The 17792-nt window shown below is 73.1% G+C and carries 20 protein-coding genes and 1 riboswitch; of the genes, 7 read left to right on the top strand and 13 right to left on the bottom strand.

The features are described from left to right. Positions 1-220: 220 nt before the first annotated feature. Genes CLV70_RS00215 through CLV70_RS00205 form a run of 3 tightly spaced genes read right to left on the bottom strand, consistent with a single transcriptional unit; the run spans position 221 to position 1790 of the window. Positions 221-772: a histidine phosphatase family protein gene (locus CLV70_RS00215; RefSeq protein WP_106124266.1), complete on the bottom strand. Its 552-nt coding sequence runs from the start codon at positions 770-772 to the stop codon at positions 221-223. Continuing rightward, positions 769-1596, bottom strand: a complete 828-nt coding sequence (locus CLV70_RS00210) for a CbtA family protein (RefSeq protein ID WP_106124265.1) — start codon at positions 1594-1596, stop codon at positions 769-771. The genes CLV70_RS00215 and CLV70_RS00210 overlap by 4 nt, the downstream gene beginning before the upstream one ends. Continuing rightward, entirely contained in the window at positions 1587-1790 is a 204-nt protein-coding gene (locus CLV70_RS00205; protein WP_106124264.1) for a CbtB domain-containing protein, read from the bottom strand. Before CLV70_RS00205 ends, CLV70_RS00210 begins: the two co-directional genes overlap by 10 nt. 7 nt (positions 1791-1797) lie before the next feature. Next, positions 1798-1948, bottom strand: a riboswitch (adenosylcobalamin (AdoCbl) riboswitch). Between the two features lie 132 nt (positions 1949-2080). Between CLV70_RS00205 and mycP the strand changes: the two genes are divergently transcribed. Next, a complete protein-coding gene (mycP, locus tag CLV70_RS00200; RefSeq protein WP_106124263.1) occupies positions 2081-3307 on the top strand; it encodes a type VII secretion-associated serine protease mycosin in 1227 nt (408 codons plus the stop codon). A 398-nt stretch (positions 3308-3705) separates the two neighbouring features. Continuing rightward, entirely contained in the window at positions 3706-4389 is a 684-nt protein-coding gene (locus CLV70_RS00195) for a maleylpyruvate isomerase N-terminal domain-containing protein (protein ID WP_106124262.1), read from the top strand. A gap of 186 nt (positions 4390-4575) precedes the next feature. On the opposite strand, the gene CLV70_RS41625 is transcribed toward CLV70_RS00195, so the two are convergent. After that, positions 4576-5232: an HAD family hydrolase gene (locus CLV70_RS41625; protein ID WP_106124261.1), complete on the bottom strand. Its 657-nt coding sequence runs from the start codon at positions 5230-5232 to the stop codon at positions 4576-4578. Further along, positions 5225-6115 (bottom strand): LysR family transcriptional regulator, encoded by an 891-nt coding sequence (locus CLV70_RS00185; protein WP_106124260.1) that lies wholly within the window; start codon positions 6113-6115, stop codon positions 5225-5227. Before CLV70_RS00185 ends, CLV70_RS41625 begins: the two co-directional genes overlap by 8 nt. A gap of 70 nt (positions 6116-6185) precedes the next feature. Here CLV70_RS00185 and CLV70_RS00180 point away from each other — a divergent pair, with 70 nt between their 5' ends. Beyond that, complete coding sequence (locus tag CLV70_RS00180; protein WP_106124259.1) at positions 6186-7094, top strand: dihydrodipicolinate synthase family protein; 909 nt, start codon at positions 6186-6188, stop codon at positions 7092-7094. Further along, positions 7081-7935: a Vgb family protein gene (locus tag CLV70_RS00175; protein WP_245907931.1), complete on the top strand. Its 855-nt coding sequence runs from the start codon at positions 7081-7083 to the stop codon at positions 7933-7935. The genes CLV70_RS00180 and CLV70_RS00175 overlap by 14 nt, the downstream gene beginning before the upstream one ends. A 3-nt stretch (positions 7936-7938) precedes the next feature. Here the strand turns inward: CLV70_RS00175 and CLV70_RS00170 are convergent, their stop codons facing one another. Beyond that, positions 7939-8574, bottom strand: a complete 636-nt coding sequence (locus CLV70_RS00170; RefSeq protein WP_146163907.1) for a hypothetical protein — start codon at positions 8572-8574, stop codon at positions 7939-7941. Between the two features lie 208 nt (positions 8575-8782). Then, positions 8783-9619: an NmrA family NAD(P)-binding protein gene (locus tag CLV70_RS00165; RefSeq protein WP_106124256.1), complete on the bottom strand. Its 837-nt coding sequence runs from the start codon at positions 9617-9619 to the stop codon at positions 8783-8785. A gap of 183 nt (positions 9620-9802) precedes the next feature. Here CLV70_RS00165 and CLV70_RS00160 point away from each other — a divergent pair, with 183 nt between their 5' ends. Beyond that, positions 9803-9991, top strand: a complete 189-nt coding sequence (locus tag CLV70_RS00160; protein WP_106124255.1) for a hypothetical protein — start codon at positions 9803-9805, stop codon at positions 9989-9991. A gap of 79 nt (positions 9992-10070) precedes the next feature. Next, positions 10071-10856 (top strand): ArsR/SmtB family transcription factor, encoded by a 786-nt coding sequence (locus CLV70_RS00155; protein WP_106124254.1) that lies wholly within the window; start codon positions 10071-10073, stop codon positions 10854-10856. Here CLV70_RS00155 and CLV70_RS00150 read toward each other — a convergent pair. From CLV70_RS00150 to CLV70_RS00125, 6 genes are read right to left on the bottom strand one after another with little or no spacing between them, the layout of a single operon-like run. Beyond that, positions 10839-11765, bottom strand: a complete 927-nt coding sequence (locus CLV70_RS00150; protein ID WP_106124253.1) for a serine hydrolase domain-containing protein — start codon at positions 11763-11765, stop codon at positions 10839-10841. The two genes, CLV70_RS00155 and CLV70_RS00150, sit on opposite strands and share 18 nt — an antisense overlap. A 50-nt stretch (positions 11766-11815) precedes the next feature. After that, the gene (locus CLV70_RS00145; RefSeq protein ID WP_146163906.1) at positions 11816-12322 is read right to left on the bottom strand and encodes a hypothetical protein; all 507 of its coding nucleotides are present in this window, start codon (positions 12320-12322) and stop codon (positions 11816-11818) included. Between the two features lie 54 nt (positions 12323-12376). Beyond that, on the bottom strand, positions 12377-13393 hold the full coding sequence (locus CLV70_RS00140) for an NAD(P)-dependent alcohol dehydrogenase (RefSeq protein WP_106124251.1): 1017 nt from the start codon (positions 13391-13393) through the stop codon (positions 12377-12379). 34 nt (positions 13394-13427) lie between these two features. Beyond that, positions 13428-14279 (bottom strand): carbohydrate ABC transporter permease, encoded by an 852-nt coding sequence (locus tag CLV70_RS00135; RefSeq protein WP_211303586.1) that lies wholly within the window; start codon positions 14277-14279, stop codon positions 13428-13430. Further along, positions 14276-15259 carry a carbohydrate ABC transporter permease gene (locus tag CLV70_RS00130; protein ID WP_211303585.1) on the bottom strand — a complete coding sequence of 328 codons (984 nt, stop codon included), beginning with the start codon at positions 15257-15259 and terminating at the stop codon, positions 14276-14278. The genes CLV70_RS00135 and CLV70_RS00130 overlap by 4 nt, the downstream gene beginning before the upstream one ends. Next, positions 15256-16707, bottom strand: coding sequence for an extracellular solute-binding protein (locus tag CLV70_RS00125; RefSeq protein ID WP_106124250.1), 1452 nt, complete (start codon positions 16705-16707; stop codon positions 15256-15258). The genes CLV70_RS00130 and CLV70_RS00125 overlap by 4 nt, the downstream gene beginning before the upstream one ends. Before the next feature lie 128 nt (positions 16708-16835). On the opposite strand from CLV70_RS00125, the gene CLV70_RS00120 reads away from it, so the two are divergent. Continuing rightward, positions 16836-17774: a helix-turn-helix domain-containing protein gene (locus tag CLV70_RS00120; protein ID WP_106124249.1), complete on the top strand. Its 939-nt coding sequence runs from the start codon at positions 16836-16838 to the stop codon at positions 17772-17774. Positions 17775-17792: the final 18 nt, after the last annotated feature.

The raw sequence follows: 17792 nt of genomic DNA, 5'->3' as shown, positions 1-17792 counted from the left end.
GCCGCGGACGGTGATGGCTGGGGCGCCTACGACACCCCGGACACCGCGGAGACGTTCGCGGGGAGGGCAACGGTGCGGCGCTGGTCACGGCCGAGGCGGGGCATCGGTGATCGCGGTCCCCCCCCCCCCCCCCCCCCCCTGCGCGCAGCCGGCCCTGGTCGCAGAGGGGGCACGGGAGGTGCTGGACTGAGCCGCGTGGGTGGCTGAGCCGCGTGGGTGGCTACGGGGCGGCGGGGAAGTGCAGGTGCCAGCGGCCCGCGCGGTGGGTCAGGCGGGTCAGCGACAGCGGGGCCACCTCCAGGCTCCACACCGACTCGTCCGGCAGGCGCAGGGCGTGGGTCAGCGCCGCCCGTACGACGATCGGGTGCGCGACCGCGACGACCCGCTGGCGGGCCATCGCGTCCAGCCAGGCTCCGGCCCGTTCCCGGACCCGCGCCAGCGACTCGCCGCCGTGCGGGGCCGCTCGGGGGTCGGTCAGCCACTGCTGGAGCCCCTTGGGGTCGGCGACCGTCACCTCGTCGAGGCCCAGACCGTCCCAGCGGCCGAAGTCCGGGTCCGCCAGGGCCGGCTCGGTGATCGCCGAATGGCCCAGCGCCTGCGCGGTCTCGCGTGCGGCCCGCGACGGCGCGCACACCCACAGGTCGCCGCGCCCCGGCGGGGACATGGCGAGGGCGGCCCGCCGGCCACCCTCGTCCAGATCCTCGTCCCCGCCGAACCGCGCACCCCGCAGGGCCGCGGTGGGCGCGCTGGCGAGCAGCCGCAGACCGGTCACACCGCTACGGACTCCGACGGCTCCCGCGGCACGGCCGGGCGAACCGGGCCGAGCCTCGACAGCAGTGCCGTGAACGCCAGCCCGAGCACCGTCCACATCGTCACCTGGGTGCCGAGCGAGCTGAGCCGGAAATTCCACAGCAGGCTGGGCGGGAACGTGGACGGCACCTCGTCGATGTTGGGCAGCAGGACATACCCGACGACCACGACGACGAGGAAGGCGCCGAGGCCGGCGCAGGCGCGTACCCACTCCGGGGCGCCGACGCGCGGCGAGCGCGACGCGAGCACCGCGGCCCAGACCGCGACCAGGCCGATGACCACGACCGAGAGGTAACTGATCGTGCGCTGGTCGATCGTGGCCGGATCGCCGACCGCGGGCGGGTTCGGCGGGTACTTCACGAACGGGACGAGCACCAGCCCGAGCAGCGCCGCGCCGGCCAGACCCAGCGCGGCCCGGGAGTCGTGCGCCGTGCGCAAACGCCGGCGCAGCAACGCGTACGCCGTGGCGAGCAGCCCGCCCATGGCGACGCCGTACAGGGCCGTGGCCAGGAACAGGCCGCCCTTCTGGCCGTTGCGTGACACCAGGGCGTCCTCGCCGTGGTGGTCGTCCGCCGTCGCGCTGTCCTGCGCGTGACCCGCTGCCGCCGGTGCCGCGGCCTCGGCGTGGGACGCGGCCTCCTCGATCGCGATCGCCGCTTCCACCTTCGGCTCGCCGAACGTGTACGCGAAAGCGCCCGCGAGCAGGCCCGCGATGAGACCCGCCAGCAGCCCCCGCAGCAGGAGAGCGCCGTAGCCCGGCGCCGTGCCCGCCGGCGTCAGTGACACGGGACGCCGAGCAGGTGACGGCCGTCGTGCATCAGCTCGTGCAGGAACATGCCGCTGCGCGAGACGGCGCCCTGGTCGAACGCGACCAGGTAGGCGAGCAGGAGCAGGGCGACGACGACGCCGGTCGCCGTCCACAGCATGCGGGGGGAGACGGTGGCCGGGCTGAGCGGGCGAACCGCCTGGACCTTGGGCATAACGGATCAGACCTCCTTGCGGGATGACGCGTCCCGATCGACAGGCCTGCGACGCGTGAGCGTCCTGACTCACGGACCCCGCAGGATCCGTTCACAGTGGCGCGACCGCACCGGACTCTCACCGGTTTCCCTCACGACGCCGCAGATGGTCCTCACAACCTAGCGGCGGGCCGCCGAGGCGGTCAATCGCGTCGCTGCTCACACCGATTCTGACGATCCGCTGACCATCCGGCCGCGGGTCCCCGCCGCACCCGCCGCCTCGGTAGCATCCAAGCCGATCGGGGGTACGCATGAAGAAGAGCAGGGCGGCGGGAGCCGTCGCCGTGGTGGTCGCGATGCTGCTTCCGGCCGCGCCGGCGCAGGCCAAGGCGTACGTGTGTCCCGAGCAGCCCGGCGTCGCCAAGGTCAGCGACGCCCAGCCGTACGAGGACCAGCTGTTCGCGCCGGAACGGCTCGCCCCGTTCGCGACCGGTGCCGGGGTGCGCGTCGCCGTCATCGACTCCGGGGTGGACGCCACACACCCGCAGCTGCGCGGGCAGGTCGCCGCCGGCCGGGACTTCCTGCACGGCAATGCCGACGGCCGCCAGGACTGCGTCGGGCACGGCACCGCGGTGGCCAGCATCATCGCGGCCGCCCCGAGGCAGTCGGCCGGCCTGCGCGGGCTCGCTCCCGGCGCGACGGTCGTGCCGGTGCGCGTCAGCGAGCAGGTCGACACCGACCGCGGGTCCGCGCCGAGCGGGCCGGCCAGCCCCGCCAAGTTCGCCCAGGCCATCGACTGGGCGGCCGACCCCGCCCGCGGCGACGCCGACGTCATCAACATGTCGCTGGTGATGACGGACAAGAGCGAGGCGGTCCGCGCCGCCGTGGCCCGCGCCGTCGACCGGGGCGTGGTGGTCGTCGCGGCGGCCGGCAACCACGGCGCCCCCGACGAGGGCAACCCGACGCCGTATCCCGCGGCCTTCCCCGGAGTGATCGGGGTCGGCGCCATCAACGCCGACGGCGTCCGCGGCGACTTCTCCCAGCACGGCGAGTACGTCGACGTGATGGCACCCGGCGTGGGCGTGACGATCGCCGCCCGCCGCTCGGGCCACACCTCCGGCCAGGGCACCAGCTACGCCACCCCGTTCGTCTCCGCGACGGCCGCGCTGGTCAGGCAGCGGTTCCCGTCGCTGACGCCGGCCCAGGTCGCCCGCCGCATCCTCGCCACCGCCGACCCGGCCCCCGGCGGCGCCCGCAGCGACGAGTACGGCTTCGGCATCCTCAACCCGTACCGGGCGCTGACCGAGACGCTCGGCCCGGAAACCCCGCCGGCCGTCGCCCCCGTGGTCGTCCACACCGAGGACCCGGCGGCGGTGGCCCTCGCGGACCGCCGTGCCCGCGCCCGGGACATGTCCATGCTGGTGGCGGCGATCGGCGCGGGCACCGTGGTCCTGGTGATCCTGCTCGCCGCGGCGATCCGCCACGGCCGCCGGCGCGGCTGGCGCCCGGGAACCCCGCTCGAAACCACCGACCCCTGACGGAGCCCGATGGTCACCCCCTGAGAAGTGACCCCTGACGAAGCCGAACCGCCACCCGCGAGTACCGACGCCTGACGGAGCCGAACCGCCACCCACGAGAACCGACGCCTGACGGAGCCGAGCTGCCACCCGCGAGCGGAGCCGAACCGCCGAGCAGGACCGTCGGGGGCCGGGTCTCGCCGGCCGGCCACGGTGTGCGGGCGTCGCGGGTACGGTCGGCGCCGCCCCGCCACAAGACGGAAAGGAACGCCGCGACGACGAAGGAGAACGCCGTGTACGCCAGGTTCGCCTCGCACGCCACCGCCGCCCGACGACGGGTCTCGGCGCCGGCGTGGCGGGGTTGCCGGAGTCGCGGTCACAGAACGGAGGCAGTCAGGCCGTGCGAGAAGAGGATGCACATGACCGAGGACGGCTCCGCACTCGTCGCGTTCCGGGCTGAGGCCGACGCGCTCGTCGGCGCCCTCGGTGAGCTGGCGCCCGCGGCGTGGGACCGGGCCACCCGGTGCGCTCCCTGGCGGGTCCGCGACGTGGTGGGTCACGTCATCACCGTGCTGGCACGCGTACCTGACATGATCGCCGCGCCGGAGCCGCCGCGGGCGGACACGACGGCCACCGGTTACTACCGTCGCGACCACCGGTTCAGCGGCACGGCCAACACCGCCCGGGTCGACGCGGCACGCGGCCGCGCGGCCGGCCTCGACGGTGCCGCGATCGTGCGGCAGTTGGCGGAGACGGCGACGGCCGTGGTCACCAGTTGCGGTCCGGAAGGCGACGGCCGGATCGTGCGGACCCGGCACGGCGACGCCATGCTGTTGACGGACTTCCTTTCCACCCGCGTGGTCGAGGTGGCCGTCCACGGTCTCGACGTCGCCGACGCGCTGGAGCAGCGGCCATGGCTGACCGCGGCGGCGGCGCGCCATCTGCAGCAGTTGCTGTTCGGCGCTGACTGGCAGGCGGCCGTCAGCGCGCTCGGGTGGGATCCGGTGACGCTGCTGCGCAAGACCGGCGGCCGGGCGCCGGTAACGCCGGACGAGGCGGCCGACCTGGCGAGGCTGGGACTACGCCCCCTCACCCTCGGCTGAGTAGCCAGCAACCACCCGGCCGGCAACCACGCGGCCGGGTGGCTGCCAGCCGACGGCCACCCGGTCGGTGGCACCGCGAACGTCTCCGCGGTGTCCCGGGTGTCGTAGGCGCCCATCGCGGTGGTGCGGAACACGGCCGACGGTTAGTGGCAGGGCCTGGATGTGGCGGCCCGGGCGGGTCGCGGACTAGCGAGCGTCGCCCAGCACCGGCAGGAGGCCGGTCAAGGTGTCCACTGTGTACGTCGCGGTCACGCCGGGTGGCAGCGGGCGGGCGTCCCGGCGTACGAAAGCGGTGTCGATTCCCAGGTTGTTCGCCCCGGCGAGGTCGGCGGCCGGGGAGTCACCGATGTGCAGGACGTCGCCCGCGGCCAGGCCGAGCAGGCGCAGCGCCATCCGGAACGGTTCCGGGCGCGGCTTGTATGCGCGGGCGTCCTCGCTGGTCACCACGGCGGCGGCCGTAATGCCGTGGCCGTGCAGCACCGGCTCCAGGCGGTCCCGGTCGGCGTCGGAGACGAGGCAGACCGGCAGCCCGGCCGCCGCCAGGAACGGCAGGCTGTCGGGATACGGCGCGGGAAGGCCGGCGGGATAGCGGGGAGGGCCGGCGTGAGTGCCGAAGTGGGCCGCGGTCTCGGCGAGGCTGGCGGCGTCGAGGTCGTCGAGGCGGCGGAAGTCCGGGCCGTGGGCGCTGCCGGCCATCGCCCAGATGCGCGCGGACCAGTACCGGGCGACGTCGTCCGGGTCGGCCCCGGAGCGGGCGGCGATCCCGGCGGCGGCCTCGGTCGCCCACGTCTCGTCGTCGTGCACGAGGGTGCCGTAGACGTCCAGCAGCACGGCCCTATACATGCCCGGCAGAGTAGGCGACCGAGTCGCGCAGCGCCGCCGTGCACGCCGCGACCATCGGATGGCTCGCCGCTCCCCGCCGGCAGGCGATCCGGGTCCGCCTGCGGTGCGGCAGTGCTGTCAGGCGTACGCCCGGCGGTGCGTCCGCGACGGCGAGCTCGGGCACCAGGGAAACCCCCTGACCGGCCGCGACCAGTGCCAGCACCGTCGCGAAGTCGTCGGCCGTGTGCCGGGTGCGCGGTGTGAATCCCGCCGCGCGGCACACCTGGATCGTGGCCGTGTGGCACAGCGTCCCGGGTGTCGCGGTGATCCAGGCCGAGTCGTCCGCCGCCGGGAGGCCGGTGGTGCCGGACCGCGCGGGTACGGCCAGGTACACCGTCTCCTCCAGCAGCGGCGTCGTGTCCACGTCCGCGTCGGGTGCCGCCGGTGCGACGTCGTAGTCCTGCACGAGGCCCACGTCGAGCTGCCGTTCCCGCAGGGCACGCGGCACCGCGACCGGGTCGAGCTCGGTCACGCGCAGTTCCAGGGCCGGGTGCTCGCGGCCCAGCGACACGAGGGCGCGGGGCAGCAGCGTCCGTACCGCCGTGGGGAACGCGCCGATCCGCAGCGGTCCGGAGAGCCGGTCCGACGCCGAGGCCAGCGCCGCCGTCGCCTGTTCGAGGGCGGCCAGGACCGTCGCGGCGTGGGTGACCAGCACCCGGTTGGCCGCGGTGAACGTGACCCGCCGGCCGGTGCGCTCGAGCAGCGGCACCCCTGCCTCGCGTTCCAGCGCGGACAGTTGCTGCGACACCGCCGACGGCGTGTACGCGTTCACCCGCGCCACCGCCGCGATCGTGCCGAGCAGGTCGAGGTCACACAGCAGCCGCAGCCGGCGCACGTCGAGCATCAGCTGAGCTTACGCACCACCGTACAAATGTGAACTGGACCTGATGGTGGGCGCGGGGGAGGGTCGGGGCATGACTTTCTCCGGTGTGTTCGTGCCGCTCGTCACCCCGTTCGCGGTGGACGGGACGGTCGCTCTCGACGCGCTCGAACGGCTCGCCCACGAGGTGCTCGACGACGGCGCGCGCGGGCTGGTCGCGCTGGGGACCACCGGCGAGCCGGGTTCGCTCACCGGGAGTGAGCGGCGCCGGGTCACCGAGGTCGTCGCCCGGGTGTGCCGTGAGCGGGGCGCGCCGCTGATCGCGGGCGGGCCCGTACCGGACGGCGCGGCGGCCGAGCTGGTGCTGGTGCCACCGTTCGTGCGGCCCGGCGAGGAGGGCGTCGTCGCCTACTTCCGCGCGTACGCCCGGCGCAGCCCGGTGCCCTTGATCGTCTACCACGTGCCGTACCGCAGCGGTCAGACGCTGAGCGCCACGGCGCTGCGCCGGATCGCGGCGCTGGACGGCGTCGCCGGGGTGAAGCTGGCCACCGGCGCCATCGACGCCGACACCGTGGCGCTGCTGGCCGGCCCGCCCGGCGGCCACGCGATCCTCGGCGGCGACGACGCGTTCGTGTCGCCGCTGCTCGCGCTGGGTGCGCACGGCGGCATCCTGGCCTCGGCGCACCTGCACACCGCCCGGTTCGCCGAGCTCGCCGGCGCCTGGCGCGACGGCGACCCGGCCCGCGCCCGCGCGCTCGGCAACCGGCTCGTGCCGCTGTCGCTCGCGCTGTTCGCGCAGCCCAACCCGACGGTGATCAAGGCCGTGCTGCACGCGCACGGCCGCATTCCGACCCCGGACGTACGCCTGCCGCTGCTGAACGCCGGTCCCGCCGCCGTGCGTGCCGCACTCGATGAGTGGGAAGCCGTCCAAAGGGGTTGCGGGCCGGTACCCGTGACGGCAGGGTCGTCGTGTGCGGATGCAGGAGATCGTGATCGCGGATGACGCAGCGGGCCCGTACGGGATGACTGTCGGCCCGGACCGGGCGCTGTGGGTGACCTTCACGCACAGCGGTGAGATCGCCCGGGTCGACGCGCGCGGCGACGTCGAGATCTTCGATCTGGGGGCACCGGCCGCCCAGCCCGCGCTCATCACGACCGGGCCGGACAGCGCGCTCTGGTTCACGCGTACGCAGGACGGCCGGATCGGACGCCTCAGCCTCGGCGGGCGGCTGAGCGAGTTCGCCCTACCGGACCCCGGGTCGGGCCCGTACGGGATCGCCGCCGGCTCCGACGGCGCGCTCTGGTTCACCCAGCTCAACGCCGACCGGATCGGGCGGATCACGCTCGACGGCGACGTCACCGAATTCCCGCTGCCCGTCGCGAAGGCGTTCCCGTCCGCGCTCACCGCCGGCCCGGACGGCGCGCTGTGGTTCGCGCTCAACCAGGCCAACGCCATCGGCCGGATCACCACCGACGGCGAGGTCCGCATCTTCGACCTGCCCACGCCGGGTGCCGCACCGGTCGGGATCACCAGCGACGGCGAGGCGATCTGGTTCGCCGAGATCGGCGCCGGCCAGATCGGCCGGATCACGACCGACGGCACGGTCGACGAGTTCCCGCTCGCCGACCGCGCCGCCCGGCCGCACGCCGTCACCGCCGCCGGGCCGGGCGACGTGTACTTCACCGAGTGGGCCACCAACCGGATCGGTCACATCGACGGCGACGGCACGGTCAGCGGATGGAATCTGCTGACGCCGCGCGGCGAACCGCACGGCATCGCGGTCACCCCGGACGGGACGGTGTGGGCGGCCCTGGAGATCGGCCGGGTCGCCCGGCTGAGCTGACGCTCACTCGTAGCAGTCCTGGTGGTCGTGCTCGAGCGCCATCCGGGCGACCTTGTTGTCGCGTACGTCGAACCGGTAGTGGACACCCGGGTGCCCGTCCTCCTTCCCGCCGAACACCGTCCCGGTGCCGGTGAACTCCTCGCCCTCCAGGTGGGCGGAGAAGTCCGGGTAGGCCCTCGTCAGCCGGGCGAAGGTGCTGCCGACCCGGATGCCCTCGGGCGTGGCGGCATCGCCGTACGCGGGGATCAGGATCAGGCCCTTGCCCGAGGAGAAGATGACGTCCTCGGTGCCGCGGGCCGCGCCCTTCATCGGTGCCGTGCCGCAGCCGGGCCGTACCGGTGCGGAGATCCGGCCGGTCGCGTTCGCGGCCTTGACGGTCATCCCGATCCTCAGCCCGTCCCAGCCGGTCGGCCCGAACACCGGAGTCTCCGGCGTACGGGAACGGGTGGTCTGCGTCGCCGGCGGCGTCGATGACGGCGGTGTCGCCGACGGCGTACGGACGGGGGCCGGGGCCGAGGGAGTGGGGGAGACGAGCCCGGCCGGTTCGGCCCGGCCGTTCACCCGTTCCGGCCCGCCGGCGCAGCCCGGAAGCAGGGCGATGGCGGCCGTCGCCGCGAAAATCATGATCGTGCGTCGCATCGTGCAACCCTTCTCGCAGTCGGTTCATGAGGTGCGATGCGCGCGGCGGCGGACCAGTTCTCCACCTCGGATCACGGACTGGTAACGGCGGTGCGGTGCACACAGGTCAGCATCGGCAAGGGTGAACCCGCCGGCGGCGGTCTCCGGCCGGTTCGCCAGGAACGCCCGGATGCGGCCGAACGACGACGAGTGCTCCACGGGCCTCACCCTAGGCGGCGAGCTGCTCCCGCACCGTCCGCGGTTCCCGGCCGAGAAGCTTGCCGAGCAGCGGATCGACACCGGCGAAGTCCCCGCGCCGCGCCGCCTGGTAGAAGCCGAGCGTGAAGCGCGCAAGCGGCTCCGGCGTGCTCTGGGCCGCCAGCCACTCCTCGTCGCCCACGACCTCCAGCGTGATCGTGCGGCCGGTGACCTCGGACGCGATCCGGGCGAGGACACCGAACGTCGGCGCCTCGCCCGCGGTGAGCGTCACCGGACCGTCGTACCCGCCGCCGGACGCGACGATGAGCGCGGCGGCCTCGGCGGCGTCGTCCCGCGCCGTCCACGACACCGGCCCGTCCCCCGGCACCGTGATGACACCGGTCTCCCGCCACGGCCCCGCCAGCCAGTCGATGCTGTGCAGGTAGAAACCGTTGCGCAGCGCCGTCCAGGCGACCCCCGACCCGGCGAGCAGCCGCTCGGTCGCGGCATGGTCCCGGCCCGGCTTGAAGGGCGAGGCCGGATCGGCGTTCTGATGACTCGTGTAGAGGATCCGCCCGACGCCGGCGGTGACGGCCGCATCGATCGCCGCCCGGTGCAGGCTCACCGCGTCGGCACCCGGATCGTTCGACGACACGAGCAACAGCTGATCGGCGCCGGCGAACGCGTCCGGCAGGGAGCGGGGGTCGGCGTAGTCGCCGTGGCGCACGGCGACCCCGAGCTCGGCGAAATGCTGCGCCTTACTGACGTCGCGCGCCACGACGGCGAGGTCAGTGGCGGGCACGAGCCCGAGCAGATGACCGACGGTAGCGCCGTTGAGCGCGCCGGTGGCCCCGGTAATAACGATCATGACGTGCTCCCCCAGGTGTTAGAACCCGATCGCGAACGCCGAGCACCGCTGCCGCCGAGCCGGCAGCGATCCAGCCGCGCGCGCCGCCTGCGTTAATTACTGGATTGCTATTAACGGCAATCCAGTAATCCAAAAATGGTACAAAACGTCGCTACACCATAATGACAGTTATGGTGTAGCAGCGTGCGAAAGTCGGAGGCCCCTGGCCAGACTGGACTCAGCGCGCAGGGCTACCTGCGGCAGATCGAGCTGCTCGCTCTCGACGTGGTTCCCGCAGCCCGGGACGAGGGCTGGCAGCGGTCGGCTCTGCTGATGGCCGAGCACCGCGGCATCGAGGCGCTCGGCAAGGCAGGCATGACGAGACCACCCTGACGGCGATCGTCGACACCACCCTGGCGGGGCTGCCGCGCGCCGATTGACATTATGCAGGCGGCTGCCTGCATAATGCGTCATGGACGACGTGTTCCGGGCGCTCGCCGATCCGACCCGCCGGCAGTTGCTCGACAGCCTGCGCCACGAGGACGGCCAGACCCTGAGCCGGCTCTGCGCGCGGCTGGCCATGACCCGGCAGTCCGCCACCCAGCACCTGGGCGTGCTCCAGGACGCCAACCTGGTCAGCGTCGTCCGCCACGGCCGCGAGAAGTGGCACTACCTCAACCCTGTCCCCATCCGTGAGTTGCAGCAGCGATGGATCGCCCCGTTCGAGGAGCCGCGGCTGGGCGTCCTCGACGAGATCCGGCGAAACGCAGAGGAGCCGCACATGAGCACCCCCAAGCCCACCTACGTGTACGTGACCTACATCCACGCCACCCCGGAACGGGTCTGGGAGGCGCTGACCGACGCCGACCTGACCGGTGCGTACTGGGGACACCGCAACGTTTCCGACTGGAGGCCCGGATCCCGCTGGGAGCATCGGCGCACCGACGGTTCCGGCATCGCCGACGCCGGCGGGGTGGTGATTGAGGTCGACCCGCCGCGGCGCCTGGTCATGACGTTCGGCGAGGTGGACGCCGCGGCCGGGCCCGACGCCTCCACGGTCACGTTCCTCATCGAGCCCTACGGCGACATCGTCCGGCTGACCGTCACGCACGTGAACCTGGCGTCCGACGAGGACGTCGAGGCCGTCTCGGCGGGGTGGCCCGCGGTGATGGCGAACCTCAAGTCCCTGCTGGAGACCGGCAGCGTGCTGCCACAGGCACCGTGGGAGATGCACGCCGGGCTACGCGCCGGGAAGTAGGTCCGCGATCAGGGCTCCGGCCAGCCCTGCCGTACGGTCCTCGTCGATGTCGAGGGCGAGCACGACGAACCCGCCGGCGCCGGGGATGCGGACGAGTTGCGCGCTCAGCCCGGCCCACAGGCCGCCGTGCCGGTAGACCCGGGTGCCCGCGTACGTCCGGACGTCGATCCCCCAGGCGTAGTCGCCGAGTTCCCCCGGCGACTGGACGAGTGCCGCGACGCCCAGCTCGTCGCGGGACATCGCGTCGTTCCAGCGCAGCAGGTCCGGGGCGGTCGACCACATTCCGCCGTCGCCGAGCGACAACGGCGCCGGGTACCCCGCGCCGGTCGGTGCGGCGCCCGGGGGATGGGGTTGCGGGCCGGGCCAGAAGCGGGTGGCGGGCATCCCGAGCGGCTCGAACACCTGCTCCCGTGCGAAGTCGGGGAGGGGCCGGCCCGCGGCGCGTTCGACGACGGCGGCCAGGCACACGTACCCGGAATTGCAGTATCGGAAGGTGGTGCCGGGTGCGGTCATGAGCCGGTCGGTGCGGCTGAGTGCCTGGATGATGCCGGCGGAGGTGCGGTCGAGCCCGGCCGCGTGCAGTTCGTCGAATTCGACGCCCTCGGGCAGCCCGCTGGTGTGGTGGATCAGGTGCCGCACCCGGATGCCGTCGGCCCAGGCCGGCAGCTCGGGCATCCACTCACCCAGGGCCGACTCGGCGTCCAGCCGGCCCCGGGTGACGAGCAGCGCCGCGCAGGCGGCCGTGACCTGCTTGGACAGCGACGCGGTGTAGAGAACCGTGTCGGCCGGGATTCCCTGGGCCACGATGACCGGCGGATCGGTGCCCCGCCGTAGCCCGGCCACGACGGCGTCGCCGGTGCCGTAGCCGGCCTGGGCGACGAGGGCGGCGATCCGATCGTGCGGGTCCATGCCCGCTTTGTACCGACCGGCGCCGCCTCCGGCAACCGATTACCGGCCGTTCACGCGGCCCCCTGGTCCGTTTCGTGCAGGCACTGGGTCCAGACGATCATCCGGACGGTGGTGTCCGTCGTGCGGGCCAGGGCGACGGTGTGGCCGTCCAGAAGATCGATCTTGAGGTCGGCGGGTCCGGCCCAGGGGCCCTTGACCCACGGGTCGTCGCCGGTCCTCGGGGTGAGACCGGCAGCCTTCCAGTGCCCGGTCAGGCGGGCGTACGTGGCCTTCTCCTCGGCGGCGGCGATCGGCAGGCGGTAGGTGCCCTGCATCCGGTAGAGCTCGTCGTCCGGGAAGTCGCTGATCTGGCCCGGGCAGGTGAGGCGCTCCTCCTCGGGGGCGTCCAGGGGGATCCGGGCGATCGCGGCGACCCGGTCGGCGTGCTCGCGCACCCGCTGCTGCGCGGTGGCCGGCGGGAGGTCCGGGGTGGGGTCGCCGCCGCCGCCCGCGTCCGGGCCCGAGCATCCTCCCGCTCCCGCGAGCAGAGCTCCCGCGAGGACCATCCGCCTGATCACGGCGCGCACTGTAGACCGCCGGCGCAATACGGGCCGCGAGCGAGGCGGGGGGTCTCACGCTCCGTGGGGGCGCACGATGACCTTCACCGAGCCGGGTACGTCGCGGGCCGCGGTCAGGGCGTGGCGGGCGTCGGCGAGGTCGTAGTGGCCGGTGACCAGGGCGTCGAGGTTCACCCGGCCGGAGGCGGCCAGGGCGATCGCGGCGGGCCAGGTGCCGGCGTACCGGAAGGTGCCGGTGACCGTGAGTTCCCGCTGCTGGATGACCGACACGGGCAGGGGGATGTCGGCGGCGCCCATGCCGATCAGCACGGCGCGTCCGGCGCGGTCCAGGGCCCGGATGCCGCCCGCCGCGGCCACCGCGGCGCCCGAGCATTCGAGCAGGACCGTCGGGGGCCGGGTCTCGCCGGCCGGCCACGGTTCGCGGGCGTCGCGGGTACGGTCGGCGCCCAGCGTACGGGCGACAGCCAGCCTGTCGGGGTTGATGTCCTGCACGGTGACGTCGGTGGCGCCGAAGGCCCGGGCGGTCTGCAGCGCCAAGAGCCCGACGGGGCCGGCGCCGGTGACGAGCACCCGGTCACCCGGCCCGACCCGCGCCTTGCGGCAGGCCCAGACGGCGACGGACAGCGGTTCCAGCAGCGCGGCCGCGTCGTCGCTGAGCTCGTCCGGTACGGGATGGGCGAACGCCTCGTGCACGGTGACGTACTCGGCGAACGCCCCGTCGATCGGCGGGGTGGCGAAGAAGCGCATGCCGGGGCAGAGGTTGTACCGCCCGGCGAGGCACTGTTCGCAGGTGAAGTCCGGCACGCCCGGTTCGATCGACACGCGCCGGCCGGGGCGCAGGGCGGTCACGCCCTCGCCGACGGCCTCGACGACGCCGGCGGCCTCGTGGCCGAGCACGAGCGGGGATTCCACCACGAAGTCGCCGATGCGGCCGTGGTCGAAGTAGTGGGTGTCCGAGCCGCACACCCCGACCGCGGACACGCGGATCAGGACGTGCCCGGCGGGCGGTTGCGGGGCGGGGCGCTCGGTGACGACGAGTTCGCCGGGTTCACGCAGCAGGGCGACACGCATGGGGGTTCCTCCGTGGACGGATCGGGGGCCGGGGTCATTCGCCGGTGACGGCGCCCAGGGACAGCCCGGTGACGAGGTGGCGGCGTACGGCCAGGCCGGCGACCAGCATGGGCACCGCGACGACCACGCCCAGGGCGCAGAGCAGCCCCCAGTCGATGCCGCTCTGGGTGACCAGCGCCCCGGCGGCCTGCGGCAGCGTGGCGGTGTCGGGGCCGCTGAGCGCCGACGAGAAGGCGTAGTCGTTCCAGCTGAACACCATGCAGAGCACGGCCGTGGTGACCACGCCGGGGCGGGCCATCGGCAGCGAGACGGTCAGGAAGCGCCGCCATTTGGTGCAGCCGTCGAGCAGCGCCGCCTCCTCGACCGAGGCGGGTACGCGCCCGAAGAAGGCCGACATCAGCCAGACGGCGAACGGCAGGTTGAAGCTGAGGTGGGCCAGGACCAGGCCGGGGATGGTGTCGACCAGCCCGGCGGAGCGGAACATGACGAACAGCGGGACGATCACGGCGGCGATGGGTGCCATCCGGGTGGACAGCACCCAGAACGCCACGTCGGTGCGGTACCGCGACACCCAGTGGGCCAGGCCGTAGCCCGCCATGCAGCCGAGGGTCACGGCGATGACGGTCGAGACGCCGGTGACGAGCAGGCTGTTGAGCAGGAACGTGCCGGCCCGGTTGCCGCCGAGGAACAGGTTGCGGAAGTTGTCCAGGGTGGGCGCGAAGCTCAGCGTCACGTCGCTGGTGCGGATCGCGGTGCCGGGCTTGAACGCGGTGATGAGCATCCAGAGCAGCGGCACCGCCGCCCACAGGGCCAGGAGCAGGGCCAGCGCGGGTACGAGCACGCGCGTCGCCGGGCGGGACCCGGAGTGCCGGGCGGTGGTCGTCACGCGTCACCTCCTTGGGTCGGGCCGGCGGTGCGCTCGCCGAAGAACCGCAGGAACAGGCGGGCGAGGACGATGGAGAACGCCAGCATGGTCAGGCCCAGCACCGCGGCCTTGCCGAGCTGGTTGTTGAAGCGGAACGCGTACTCGTACAGCTTCAGCGGGATGATCTTGGTGGCGTCGGCCGGGCCGCCGTTCGTGGTGGCGGTGACGATGTCGAAGTAGCGGATCGCGTCCATCGACCGCACGAGCAGCGCCACCAGGATGATCGGGCGCATCTGCGGCAGCGTGATGCTGACGAGCGTGCGGAAGTAGCCGGCACCGTCGACGGTCGCGGCCTCCAGCGTCGACGGCGGCACCGAGGAGAGCCCGGCGAGCAGGATCAGCGCGACCAGCGGGGTCCACTGCCAGACGTCGATCGAGGCGACGACCGGCAGCGCGGTCGCCGGCGACGCGAGCAGGTCCGCGTCCAGGCCGGCGGCCTGCAGGAGCTGGGCGTACAGGCCGATGGTGGAGTCGAGCATGAACCGGCCCAGGAGCCCGACCATGACCGGGGCGAGGAACATCGGCAGCAGCACGATGGACAGCACGAGCGAGCGTCCGCGCAGCAGCCGGTGCAGCACGAGCGCCGCGCCGAGCCCGAGCAGCATCTCGAGCGCGACGATGGAGACGAAGTAGATCAGCGACCGCCACCAGGAGGCCCAGACGGCGGGGTCGCCGAGCACCGCCGTCCAGTTGTCGAGCCCGGTGAAGGTGAGCGAGACACCGCCGAGGGTGCGGACCTTGGCGAAGCTCATCGCGACGAGGATGACGAACGGAATCCAGGACAGGACGCTGAGCAGGGTCAGCGCCGGGGCCATCATCGCGAACTCGAACGTCTTGAGGCCGCGCGGCGGGCGGCGGCGCCGGGTGCGCCGCGGCCGCCGGTCCGCCGGGGACGGCGCGACGGCCGTCGCCGGCGGTGCCTTCGAGATGCCGACGCTCACTGCATCGCCTTCTGCATCTGCTGCTGGATGGCGGCCATGGTCGCGGCCGGGTCGGCGTTCTGGGTGAGCATCTTGGACAGCTCGGTGAAGATGATGGTGTCGAGCTCGACCCACTGGGAGACCTTGGGGCGCAGGCCGATGTTCTCCGGCTGCCAGGCCTTGAGCACGGTCTGCGCGGTGCGGATGTTCGGGAACTTCGACGGGCTGCGGCCCTCCTCGGCCTTGACCTCGGGCAGCCCGTAGACCGACGTACGGGTGGGCGTGCCGCCGCCGACCTTGGAGCCCAGGCTCATCAGCTGGGTCTGCGGCGAGGTGGCCCAGTTGACGAACAGCCACGCCGCGCCGAGCTCGTCGCCCTTCGCGTTGGCGTTGATGCCGATGCCGGTGCCGCCGAAGATGTGCGCGCGGCGCGACGGGCCCTTGGGCAGCAGGGCGTACCCGACCTTGCCGGGGAAGGCCTTCTCCTCGCCGGCGGCGAACTCGTGCCAGTTGGGGCACATCGCGATCTCGCCGGCGACGAACGCGTCGGCGAGGCCGGTCCAGTCCCAGGTGGTCGACGACGGGTGCGCGGCGGAGAGCAGCTCGCGGTAGAAGGTCGCCGCGGCGACGCCGGCGGCCGAGCCGACGGTCACGGCGCCGGGGTCGTCGGAGCCCCGGAGGCCGAGGCTCTGACCCTTCTCGAAGTAGTCGCCGCCGAACGCCCACAGCACGTTGGAGAAGTCGCATTGCAGGGAGTCGTGCTGCTTGGCCTGCGCGCCGATGCCGTACTTGACGTCCTTCCGCGCGTTCTGGTTGAACCACCGGGCGACCGCGAGGTACTGCTGCCAGGTCATGGCGTCCGAGGGGGTCGGGTCGAAGCCGAGGTCGGCGCGGGCGCGGTCGCCGTACTTCTCGAACAGGTCCCGGCGGTAGTGCATGATCATCGTCGGTGCGTCGTACGGCAGCGCGAAGACCTTCTTGTCGTCGATGAACGTCCCGGTCGCCTGCAACTGGGTGCTGATGAAGTCGTCCAGGCCGCCCTCGACGCCGGGGTAGTTGCCGCTGTCGAGCAGCGGGCGCAGGTCGGCCAGCCCGTCGGCCATGGGCGCGAGGATCTGGTACGGGTCCGCGTAGATGACGTGGTTCTGCGCCGTACCCGAGGAGAAGTCGAGTTTGCACTTCTCCACGACCTTGTCCAGCTCCATCTGCTGGACCTTGACCGTGATGCCGGTCAGCTGCTCGAACGGGGCGAGGTTGGCCGCGATGGCCGCCGAGGGCGACGTGTTCTCCGAGATGAAGTTGATCGTGGTGCCGGTGAACTGCTTCCAGGGGTCGCCGCCGCCCGCGGAGCCCTTGGGAGTGTCGGTCCCGCCGCCGGAGGAGCACCCCGGCAGGGCGAGGGCCGCGGCGATCGAGGCCCCGCCCCAGAGAAGCTGCCGGCGGCTGAAAGCATCAGTCGAGAACGCCATTCCGCATCACCTGTCTGGTAGTCATGCTGGTTACCGCGAAGTTAAATGAGCGTTGCCCGACGAACTAGTGCCTCAGATCACACCTTCTTGTACTTATATGCACGAGTGGCGTGGACCCCGGAGGATCGATGTCCCTGCACACCCCCGCCCATCCGCACGCCGAACGCGCCCGGCGGCTGGTCCGGCAGAACGCGACGCGCGAGATCATCCCGGCCGTACCGGATCAGACCGGCCGCTGGCTGATGCACGGCTACCCGGACCCGGTCGCGCGCTGGAACCACCACCCCGAGCTGGAGGTCCACCTGCTGCAGTACGGCTCCGGCTGGTACATCGTCGGCGACCGGATCGGCCGCTACTCGCCGGGCCAGCTCGTGCTGGTCGGCTCGAACCTGCCGCACAACTGGATCAGCGACGCCGGGCCGGGGGAGCACATCGCCGACCGCGACGTCGTGTTCCAGTTCCATCCCCAGTGGGTCCGCGACGCCCAGGCGCTGATCCCCGAGCTGGCCACGCTCGAGCCGCTGCTGGCCCGCTCCGCGCGCGGCATCGAGTACACCGGCGCGGCGGCGGCGCGGGCCACCGAGGCGCTGCTCGCGGTCGGCCGCTGCTCGGGCCTGGAACGGCTGCACCACATCACCGCCCTGCTGCACAGCCTCGCCGACGCCCCGCCGCACGAGTGCGAGCTGCTGGCCAGCCCCGGGATCGCGCCACCCAGCGACGGCGAGGCGGCGCGGATCGTGGACATCGCGATGCGGGAGGTCTTCACCAACCTCCACGGCACGGTCCGGCTCACCGCGATCGCCGCCCGGGTCGGGATGTCGCAGTCCGGCTTCTCCCGCTACTTCGCGCGGGCCACCGGCCAGTCCTTCAGCGACACCCTGCGCAAGTTGCGGCTGGCCAAGGCGCGGCAGCTGCTCGAGTTCACCGACGACCCGATCACCGAGGTGGCCCGGTCCAGCGGCTACAGCAACCTGTCGAACTTCAACCGTCAGTTCCGCTCCGAACACGGCCTGACGCCGAGCGAGTACCGTGGGCAGCGCGGCCGGAGCGGGCCGATGAGGGGCTGAGGTGAAGCGTAGGATCCG

It is taken from the genome of Pseudosporangium ferrugineum (assembly GCF_003002065.1).
Lineage (GTDB): Bacteria > Actinomycetota > Actinomycetes > Mycobacteriales > Micromonosporaceae > Actinoplanes > Actinoplanes ferrugineus_A.
The sequence above is the reverse complement of the archived record's forward strand: the minus strand, read 5'-3'. Positions and strand labels throughout refer to the sequence as shown.